The sequence below is a fragment of the Pseudoxanthomonas sp. CF125 genome, assembly GCF_900104085.1.
In the GTDB taxonomy this organism is placed as follows: Bacteria; Pseudomonadota; Gammaproteobacteria; order Xanthomonadales; family Xanthomonadaceae; genus Pseudoxanthomonas_A.
In genome coordinates, this window is record NZ_FNLD01000003.1 from 42,911 (window position 1) to 51,973 (window position 9,063).

Genomic DNA, 9,063 nt, shown 5'->3' on the forward strand with positions numbered 1-9,063 from the left:
CGCGCGATCAATAAGACCAACTGAGGTTGAAACCGGTGGTGGTGTAGGCCGTGGGGAAGCCGTCCGGCGAGTCGATCGGCGCGCCGACGAACAGGTCCCAGTACGCGCGACCGGCACCGCCGCGCAGACCGATCACCGCGCCGGCCAGGCGATTGCCGAGTTGCCGCTGCGTGGACGGACCGCTGACGTGACCGACGTCTGCGCCGAGGTACAGCTCCTGGCCGCCGCCCAGAGTCAGGCCCAGATCGTTGCGCCATAGCCAGCCGCGCTCACCACTCAGTGATGCCTCGCCGTCGAAGCCGCGCACGGTGTAACGCCCGCCAATGGCGAAGCGGTCCTGCGGCACCAGCGGCGTGCGGTTCCACTGCGCCCGCCAGGCGCCGGTATACCGCAGGCGCTGCTTCCCCCACTGGAACGGCACGCTGAGCTGCGCGTCGGCGGTGATCAACTTCGATCGCGAGGTGCCTTCGCCAAAAGCCTCTTCCGGCGCCGGCAACGCATCGAAAGCACCGGTGCCGTGGCGTACGGCCACGTTGGCGTCGAGCGTAGCCGCGCCGATGAACTGCCGGTGGGTAAGGCCGACCTCCCAGCCCGCCATGCGCCGGCGCTGCACCAGCACCTCGGTGTCGTCGATGAAATTGTCCGAGTCGCGGTACCAGCCGCGTCCGTAGGCACCGGACTTGATCGTTGCGTTACGGAACAGCAAGCGCGAGACGCGCAGTTCGGCGTTATGGCTGCTGCCGCTGTAGACGTAAGACTGACTGTCGCCGTCGACGCTCTGGTGGTACTCGTAGCCGCTGGCAGTGGCGCCCAGCAGCCAGTAGCCCAGCGGCGCGTCGTAGTGAATGGTCCAACTACGGGTGCCTTGGCCTTCATGGTTGAAGACATCGTGCCCCAGGTTGAGGTAGAACAGATCGTTCGCCCTCAACAGGTGATCCCACGACAGTGTCGCGCCGGCCTGAAGCTCACCCGTCGCCGCGCTGCCGGAGTCGTCCATGGACAGGTTGGCGCGGAACCGCCGCGACTGCACCCAGCGGATCAGCAGGTCGCTATCGCCGGGCCGGGCATCGTCGCCCTCGGTCGGTGCGATCTGTATATCGGCCTCCGCCGTTGGCACGTGCTTGAAGTTTTCCAGTCCCTGCTCGATATCGCGCAGGTTGAGCAGATCCCCGGGCTGTGCGGGCAGCGCGTTCCACACCGTGGCGCGCGAGTCGGTGCCTTCAACGAAGCGGATCGCGCGAATGCGGCCGGGCAGCAGAGTCAGGGTCAGCACGCCGCCCGTGAGATCCTGCGGCGCCGCCAGCACGCGCGTAGTGACGAAGCCCCGCGCCACGATCGCGTTCTGCACGCGCTTGAGTACGGTATTGACGCCCTCGGTGCCCAAACAGCCTCCGGTGGCTGGATCGTACGAGGGATCGGCGGCCTTCAGCGCCCAGCGAAACCGATCGGCGGCCTCGCCTGCAAGTTCGATGCGCCGGACGGGAAAACAAGGCCGTTCATCGATGGGAAGACGCAGCGCCGCGTCCGCCGCGGGCGCTTCCAGCCGCACATCGGGCGTGCGTTCCTGCTGCTCGCGCAATTGCCGCTCGCGCTCTTGTTGGCGCAACAACTCCTGCGCGCTTTGATCAACACTTATGGGCGGCGCCGATTGCGCCTTCACGGGCAGGAGCGGCACCAGCAAACTACTGGCAAGCGCCAGTGTCAGTGAGCTCACATTAATCTGGAGAAAACGACACCTGGTTTTTAGCCGTGTCTTTTTTTGAGTAAGGCTTCCAGCCTCCAAGGCGCACTCCTAGCGACAATGGTCGTCCATGGAGACACATCCTATCCGTACATTCGACGTCCTATCCGCGCAAACTGGCGAACGTTACGTTCGCGCTTCGAGAACGACCGGACCGTCGCCGGAGAATACTGGCTGACAAAAGTGATTGGAATCACTCCAACGTTGAGCTGCTCTGACTTTTCGGAGCCTTCAACTATCGAGCGGGTAGAGCAATGTCACTCACACTTATATTTTTCGCGCTCACGTTGGCGTTGTGTCTGCGCATCCCAGCCTTATGCGAAGCGAATGGGCGTCGCGTTGGTCGCAGGGAGAAGGGTTTGCAGACGGTGATACCCAAAACCGTCAGTTCCACGATGCGCGCCTCGGACAAGACCACTTGGCCGTCGCCAGCGCAGTCCCAGTTTCGGCCTCGACAACCCGTTCTCGAAGATCCCGATTGCGCGATCGCATGACCAGGATGTTCTGTCGAGGCGATGCGTATCGCCGCTACTGCGGATTTAGTCCACTGCTGGATGTGCGTGGCAAGTCTCGCGAACCCGTGCACACCGTGCCAGTGGCTTGAATCCACCCCACTTCCATTCGCGGCCCATTGCCCGACTCCCTTCCCGCACCGTTACCGGCGTGGTTCCACCAGACCGCTTCGTGCCGGCCATGGCCCTGATCCTGGTCAAGCCGCGCCGCTTTTCCGCGGACTTGGCCATCCGCTTGATCTAGATCATGTATGGCCGGGCCATCGAGGACTAGCGTACGTGCATGGATGGGACGGGCCCTATGCGCGTCCGCCGATGCTGGGATACGGCACGACATGGGAAATATGGACGCTCACCACGGCTTCGGCGGCTGGTCCGACCGCGTGGTCTTCGGCATCACCTGCCGCTTGCGGTTGCTGGCCGGCACCGTCTTCGCGGAATGCTTTGGAAATCCGGACATCGCGACGCGAACCACGGTTTCGCCGATGCGTTGCGCAACGCGACCGCTGCCATCGATCCGGCCGGCTGAAACATCGCTCACTAGGGGAACACCATGAAACGCGCACTGTCCTGTATCGCGATTGCCATGCTGCTGGTCGTGGGCGGCTGCACAAAGGAATCGGGTTCCGAATCCGCTGCAGCGGTCGCAGCCGATACCGGCGGCTCCCGCAAGGGCGACTTCGGCCCGCCGCAGGGACGCGAGATCGACGCGGTGCTGACTTCGCCGCCCATGGTGCCGCCGCCCACCGGCCGCACGGCCCCGGCCAAAGTGATCGTAAAGCTGGACGTGATAGAGAAGGACCTGCCGATCTCCGAAGGCGTCACCTATACGTTCTGGACCTTCGGCGGCACGGTACCCGGCAGCTTCATCCGCGTGCGCCAAGGCGACACGGTCGAATTCCACTTGCGCAACATGCCCGAATCCAAGATGCCGCACAACATCGATCTGCACGGCGTCACCGGCCCCGGCGGCGGCGCCGCATCCAGCTTCACCGCGCCCGGGCATTCCTCGCGTTTCACCTTCAAAGCGCTCAACGCCGGACTGTACGTGTATCACTGCGCCACCGCGCCGGTGGGCATGCATGTGGCCAACGGAATGTACGGATTGATCCTGGTCGAACCGCCGGAAGGCTTGCCGCCGGTCGACAAGGAGTATTACGTGATGCAGGGCGATTTCTATACGACGGGCAAGTATCGCGAAAAAGGCCATCAACCCTTCGACATGGAAAAGGCCATCGACGAACACCCCACCTACGTGCTGTTCAACGGCAGCGAAGGGTCGCTGACCGGCGACAAGGCGCTGACCGCGCACGTCGGCGACAACGTGCGCCTGTACGTGGGCAACGGCGGCCCCAATCTGGTGTCCAGCTTCCATGTGATCGGCGAAATCTTCGACAAGGTCTGGTTCGAAGGCGGCACCCGCTTCCAGGAAAACGTGCAGACCACGCTCATCCCCTCCGGCGGCGCGGCGATCATGGATTTCCATGTGGAGGTGCCGGGCAGCTACGTGCTGGTCGATCACTCGATATTCCGCGCCTTCAACAAGGGCGCACTGGCGATCCTGAAGGCCGATGGATCGGAGAACAAGGAAATCTATTCCGGCAAAGAGGTCGACTACGTGTACCTTGGCGACCGCGCGCAGAAAGACATGAAAGCGGTAGCGACCGCGGCCGCGGCTGCGAAGACGGGCGATCTTTCGACGGAGGAGCAGATCGCGGCGGGCAAGGCGCTGTTTGCCGGTACCTGCTCGACCTGCCATCAACCCGAAGGCCAGGGCATGGCGGGCGTGTTCCCGCCGCTGGCCAAGTCGGACTACATCGCAGGCGACCCGAAACGGGTGCCGAACATCATCCTGCACGGACTTGTCGGCCCAGTGAAAGTCAACGGCACGGATTACAACTCCAACATGCCGCCGATGAGCCAGCTGACCGACGACGAAGTCGCGAACATCGCCACCTATGTCCTCAACAGCTGGGGTAATCCGGGCGGACGCGTCACCAAGGCCGAGGCAGCCCAGATCCGGTCGTCGAAGCCGGCGAACGCGTCGGAAGGCCATTGAGCAGTGCGTCGCCTGATCGCCGTGCTGCTGATCTTCCTGCCCATCGCCGGACTCACCGCCGGCGCGGCCGGACGTTATGCAGGGCTGCCGGGCGGGGCGTTCAAGTCGGCGCTGCAGTACGAAGATCGCCCCGACGGGCAACGCGTGGCGCCGTTCGCGCTGATGCGGCGGCCCGTCACCAATGCCGAATTCCTGTCGTTCGTGAAGGCGCACCCGGAATGGCGCCGCGATCGCATCGCGAACGTTTTCGCAGAGGCCCGTTATCTTTCCCATTGGCGTTCGGCTACCGATCCCGGCTCCCCGGTGCTGCTGCAGCAACCGGTGACTTCGGTAAGCTGGTTCGCGGCGAATGCCTATTGCGAATCGATAGGCGCGCGCCTGCCGACCTGGACGGAATGGGAGTACGTAGCAGCCGCCGACGAAAGCCGCCGCGACGCGCGCAAGGATCCTGCGTGGCGCGAACGCATCCTCGCCTGGTACTCCAAGCCCTCCAATCAGGCCTTGCCGCGCGTTGGACTGCAGGCGCCTAACGCATACGGAATACAGGATATGCACGGTCTGGTCTGGGAATGGACCGAAGATTTTTCTTCCCTGCTGGTATCGGCCGACAACCGCAATCAAGGCGATGCCGACAAGGCCAGGTTTTGCGGCGCTGGCGCGCTGTCGATGGATGACCGGGACAACTACGCGGTGCTGATGCGCGTGGCCTTGCTGTCTTCCCTCGAAGCCCGCGACACCACCACCAGCCTCGGCTTCCGCTGCGCCAGGAGCGCCCCATGAACCGCTTCCGTTCGATTCCCGCGATTCTGCTGCTGTTCGCCGCAGGCGCACTGGCTTCGCCGGCCCAGGCGCCGATACCCGAAGATTCGGTCTACAGGCTGCCGCTGCAACTGACCGATCAGCATGGCAAGGTCTGGCGCTGGGAAGAAAAGCGCGGAAGACCACAAGTCGTGGCCATGTTCTATACCTCCTGCCAGTACATCTGTCCTTTGATCGTGAACAGCGGCAAGGGCGTAGAGCATGCGCTCACGCCGGCCGAACGCGGCCGCATCGGTTTCCTGCTGATCAGCATGGACCCGGTTCGCGACACGCCTGCCGCGCTCATGTCCGTGGCGAAAAAGCGCGATCTCGACGCCGCGCAATGGACGCTCGCCAGCCCGAAGGCAGCGGACGTGCGAAGCGTTGCGGGAATTCTTGGCGTGCGTTATCGCCAACTCGCCGACGGCGAATTCAATCACACCAGCGCCCTGGTGTTGCTCGACGCGGAGGGACGCGTCGTAGCGCGCACCGAGCAGGTCGGCAGCAAGGTCGATCCGGAATTCATGGCGGCCGTGCGCCGCGTCCTGGTTAGATGAGGCAAACTGGAATCTGCACACGCCTGCGCTTGCGTGACAGGGACCGCAAGCTGGTCGATCCGCTGGCGGTCGCTTCAATCGGCCCGATGCCCGCTTCCGGCCGATAGCCGGACAGCCAACAGATCCGGTCCGTCGATATGCCGCTATGCGATTCTCAGGCGATCAGTGGACAACTTCGCAATCTCCGAGAAGAGCGACGCGTCGCCAGCCGCCCGGGCGGCAAGCATTGCACCGTGTATCGACGCCATGAACATGGAGGCCTCCGCCGACGGGGCGTCAGCCAGTTGCATGCTGCCCTTCGACTTCCCCTCCTCCATCGTGGAGGCAACCCATGCATGGAGGTCTCTGAAGTGCCCTTTGACCTCATCTGCGACTTCGGCCGGCACAGCCGGCAGCTCCGCCGCCAGCAGTGCACAGATGCAGATTGGAGGATTTGATTCTTCGATGCATTGCGCCCAGAAACGACAGTAAGCAACAAGGCGCTCCAGGGGATCGGCGGTTGACTCATCAAGCGACTGCAGGCCGCGCCGCACTGCGTCCCGATGGAGGGCGACGGTTGCTTTCACCAGATCCGCTTTGGTGGGGAAGTGATGGTGGATGCTGGCTTTTCTTACATCGACCAACTCGGCGATATCCGCGTAGCTGAAGCCGTTGTATCCGCCCGATGCCAATAGCTCATTCGTTCTCCGAATGATCTCCTGGGCTTTGGGCGAGTACTGCAACTGCGAATCTGAGCGGGATGACGTCATCAACTGCCTGCCTTGTTTTGAACGGCTTTCCGCTTGTACAGCGCGCGCATCTGCAAAGGAATGCCAACGATCAGCGCCAAGAACAGCGCGCCCTGCACACCGAGCAGAAGCGGGTCTTTCAAATCGGTCACCAGCGGATCGCCGACAGGCAGCCTACGCAGACTTTCGCTTACGGTGGGCACCATCAGCAGGAAGACGCTGATGCTAAGTGAAATCGTCTCGATGTACTTCCCGAACCGCTTGGCCATGGGCCACCTTGAGACGCCATAGCCCAGAAGAAGCACCGCAAGCGTGACCGTGGCGATGATCGAGCTTATGGGTTGATGCGCAATGGGATAGACCGTGAGCACACCCAGCAACATGAACCAGAAATACGCCCGCCCTGCCCTGCTTGCAGGAACGATTCGTCCATGCCTGACCAGCATATAGGCGGCAAGAGGTATGGCAGGGAGGCTTCCGAGCGTATGAAGCCAGCCAAGAGGGGAGATGCCCATGGAGTCATTCCAGTAGAAGAGGAGTTTAGACTACCTACCAGTAGGTAGGTTGTCAACTACCCGACCCGTCGCGCTGCCGGGGCACCCCAGCTGTCTCTTAAGCAGGCAGCGTCTCGACGCTGGGTCTGCCGCCGTACCAAGGTGGCGCTCTGGCGGGTCCATTCGCTCGACAAACTGCCGCTGGAGCTTGTTGCCAACCGGCGCGCCCCCTGCGAAACAGCGATCGAATGGATCGACAGTCCTGCCGCCACCCCGCGTGAGATCGCTTCCCGCTCAGCCAAGCTCGGCACCGAGCAGAGACCGTCGTCGCTGCGTCGATGGATATCTCAGACGTTCCGGACCAGCAGTGGTATCGCTCAAGCAGCGCTGCGATCCGAAGCAGGGAAGTGTGTTGCATCCATCAAATGAATCCCTGGCCCAAAGCGGACATAGCGGTTTCCGGCCTATAGACTTCGCCGATGTCGAACGTGCCGCCCGATGTCCAGGTGTTCCTGTCCACACCGGACGTTCTGCTCGCTTCACCGCACGCCGGCCAAGCGCTGCAGTTTCTGGATGCGCAGGACCGTTCGCATATTGCGCGCTTCCGGTTTCCGCGCGACCGCGAAATCGCCACGGCTTCACGCCTGCTGCAGCGCTTGGCGGTGGCGCACTGCGCGGAAATTCCTCCGCAAGCCATGGCCGACATCCGATTCTCATCGGAACCCGGTCGCCGCCCCTTGGTGCTTTCGCCCGCGCAGGCCAAAGCAGTAAGTTTCAGCGCGGCCAATACGCGCGGGATGGTCGCATGCGCGGTTAGCGGGACTGTACTGGTGGGCCTGGACGTGGAAGAGATCGGCGAAAAACTGCCGCCCGAGTTGGTCGAGCATTGCTGCACGCCCGATGAGCGCAAGGCGTTGTGGCGGTTGCCCGAGCGTGAGCGCCGCAACGCCTTTTTCCAGCTCTGGGCGTTGAAGGAGTCCTATCTCAAGGCACGCGGCATTGGCCTGGAAATATCGCCTCACCTCATCGGCTTCGTCGGTTCCGGACAAGAGGGATCTCCAAGACTGCAGGCCGCTCCGAGTACCGAGCCTTATCCGGAACACTGGCATTTCCACACGATCGATGCCGGTCCGGCGCACGCCGCTGCGTTATGCCTGTGCAGTCCGGGCGTAGCAGCGAATGTCAGCGTGCGCCGCGCCGAATGGTCCGGCAGCGAACTGAGGCCGGTCGCGCAGGAATGATGTAGCGGCAGCCGGCCAGTCGGCGATGCCGCTCAAGTCCAGGATCTGCACCATCGCACCACCAGCGCCTGCAGCTCGGCCTGCGCCGACAGTTCGGTGAAGGTATGGTTGGCATGCGGAAAGAAAGCGCTCTCGACCCTGCCTCTCAGTTCGGGAAAGGTTTCGAACAACTGGTCTTCATGGTTGAAACGCGCGCCCAATACGCCCGAATAGATGGCCAGGATGCGGACGCCGCGATCGACCAGCGCATTCAACTGTCGGCGGTATTGATCGATGGGTGGTACCTCGCGACCGCCCGAATGCGCCTGGGCCGAAGACGGCGCCCGTAACGTCTTGGCGATACGGCGCATGGCCGATCGTCCGAAACGCAGAGGCAAACGCAGCCAAGCGCCGATCCTTCCGCCGCGGCCAAGCGATTGCCGCATTTGCGAGCGCCTGGTTGCGTAGGCCGGTGGGTCGACCACCACCACGCCGCGGACGCGCGGATCGGTCTCCGCCGCGGCCAAGGCGTTGTCGGCGCCGGAACAGATGCCGAACAGGATGAAACCCGATGAATCCCCTTCGGCGGCAAGGCTGTCCAGCGCGGACCTGATGTCGGCCACCGAACTCTCGCGGAAAGTCATGCGTCCGGGCAGCGCGCGGCTGTCGCCGATGCCCGAAAGATCCATCCTGGCGACGCGGTGGCCAAGTCCCGCCAAGGCGCGGGCCAGGTTCACATGCAGCCGGTGCGGGCCGACCCGATGCAGCACGCCCGCGTTCAAGATCAACACGCCCGTCACCGGCGCCGGCGGCGCAGGGGGATCGGAAACGATGGCGATCAGGTTTTCCTCGTCGCCGAACCACGCCACCCGTTCCTTCACTGCCGCTTGCTCCGTCGACATCGATCATCAACCATTGTGACCAGCGTGCAAGTATCGTAACCGCAGTACCAGG

General features: G+C 63.2%; 9 protein-coding genes. 4 read left to right on the forward strand and 5 right to left on the reverse strand.

Features of this window, described 5'->3' with window-relative positions; all coding sequences use genetic code 11:
* Positions 1-7: 7 nt before the first annotated feature.
* Together BLR66_RS13780 and BLR66_RS13785 are read right to left on the reverse strand one after the other, a co-directional pair.
* A complete protein-coding gene (locus tag BLR66_RS13780) occupies positions 8-1,675 on the reverse strand; it encodes a ShlB/FhaC/HecB family hemolysin secretion/activation protein (RefSeq protein WP_255402754.1) in 1,668 nt (555 codons plus the stop codon).
* 930 nt (positions 1,676-2,605) lie between these two features.
* Entirely contained in the window at positions 2,606-2,794 is a 189-nt protein-coding gene (locus BLR66_RS13785) for a hypothetical protein (RefSeq protein ID WP_093288089.1), read from the reverse strand.
* 12 nt (positions 2,795-2,806) lie between these two features.
* On the opposite strand from BLR66_RS13785, the gene nirK reads away from it, so the two are divergent.
* The 3 genes from nirK to BLR66_RS13800 are packed head-to-tail and all read left to right on the forward strand — an operon-like array spanning position 2,807 to position 5,667.
* Complete coding sequence (gene nirK, locus BLR66_RS13790) at positions 2,807-4,312, forward strand: copper-containing nitrite reductase (RefSeq protein WP_093288095.1); 1,506 nt, start codon at positions 2,807-2,809, stop codon at positions 4,310-4,312.
* Between the two features lie 3 nt (positions 4,313-4,315).
* Complete coding sequence (locus tag BLR66_RS13795) at positions 4,316-5,092, forward strand: formylglycine-generating enzyme family protein (RefSeq protein ID WP_093288099.1); 777 nt, start codon at positions 4,316-4,318, stop codon at positions 5,090-5,092.
* On the forward strand, positions 5,089-5,667 hold the full coding sequence (locus BLR66_RS13800; RefSeq protein ID WP_093288109.1) for an SCO family protein: 579 nt from the start codon (positions 5,089-5,091) through the stop codon (positions 5,665-5,667). Before BLR66_RS13795 ends, BLR66_RS13800 begins: the two co-directional genes overlap by 4 nt.
* 143 nt (positions 5,668-5,810) lie before the next feature.
* Here BLR66_RS13800 and BLR66_RS13805 read toward each other — a convergent pair whose 3' ends face one another.
* Positions 5,811-6,416 carry a TetR/AcrR family transcriptional regulator gene (locus BLR66_RS13805; protein WP_176943885.1) on the reverse strand — a complete coding sequence of 202 codons (606 nt, stop codon included), beginning with the start codon at positions 6,414-6,416 and terminating at the stop codon, positions 5,811-5,813.
* Positions 6,416-6,910 carry a hypothetical protein gene (locus tag BLR66_RS13810; protein WP_093288114.1) on the reverse strand — a complete coding sequence of 165 codons (495 nt, stop codon included), beginning with the start codon at positions 6,908-6,910 and terminating at the stop codon, positions 6,416-6,418. The genes BLR66_RS13805 and BLR66_RS13810 overlap by 1 nt, the downstream gene beginning before the upstream one ends.
* Before the next feature lie 458 nt (positions 6,911-7,368).
* Here BLR66_RS13810 and BLR66_RS19485 point away from each other — a divergent pair, with 458 nt between their 5' ends.
* Entirely contained in the window at positions 7,369-8,130 is a 762-nt protein-coding gene (locus BLR66_RS19485) for a 4'-phosphopantetheinyl transferase family protein (RefSeq protein ID WP_093288118.1), read from the forward strand.
* 32 nt (positions 8,131-8,162) lie between these two features.
* Here BLR66_RS19485 and BLR66_RS13820 read toward each other — a convergent pair whose 3' ends face one another.
* The gene (locus BLR66_RS13820; RefSeq protein WP_093288123.1) at positions 8,163-9,011 is read right to left on the reverse strand and encodes an alpha/beta fold hydrolase; all 849 of its coding nucleotides are present in this window, start codon (positions 9,009-9,011) and stop codon (positions 8,163-8,165) included.
* Between the last annotated feature and the right edge of the window lie 52 nt (positions 9,012-9,063).

Excerpts from the sequence above, each read along its gene's own strand:
- nirK (WP_093288095.1), top strand. The coding sequence starts at position 2,807 with ATGAAACGCGCACTGTCCTGTATCGCGATTGCCATGCTGCTGGTCGTG.
- BLR66_RS13800 (WP_093288109.1), top strand. The coding sequence starts at position 5,089 with ATGAACCGCTTCCGTTCGATTCCCGCGATTCTGCTGCTGTTCGCCGCA.
- BLR66_RS13805 (WP_176943885.1), bottom strand. The coding sequence starts at position 6,416 with ATGACGTCATCCCGCTCAGATTCGCAGTTGCAGTACTCGCCCAAAGCC.
- BLR66_RS13810 (WP_093288114.1), bottom strand. The coding sequence starts at position 6,910 with ATGGGCATCTCCCCTCTTGGCTGGCTTCATACGCTCGGAAGCCTCCCT.
- BLR66_RS19485 (WP_093288118.1), top strand. The coding sequence starts at position 7,369 with ATGTCGAACGTGCCGCCCGATGTCCAGGTGTTCCTGTCCACACCGGAC.
- BLR66_RS13820 (WP_093288123.1), bottom strand. The coding sequence starts at position 9,011 with ATGTCGACGGAGCAAGCGGCAGTGAAGGAACGGGTGGCGTGGTTCGGC.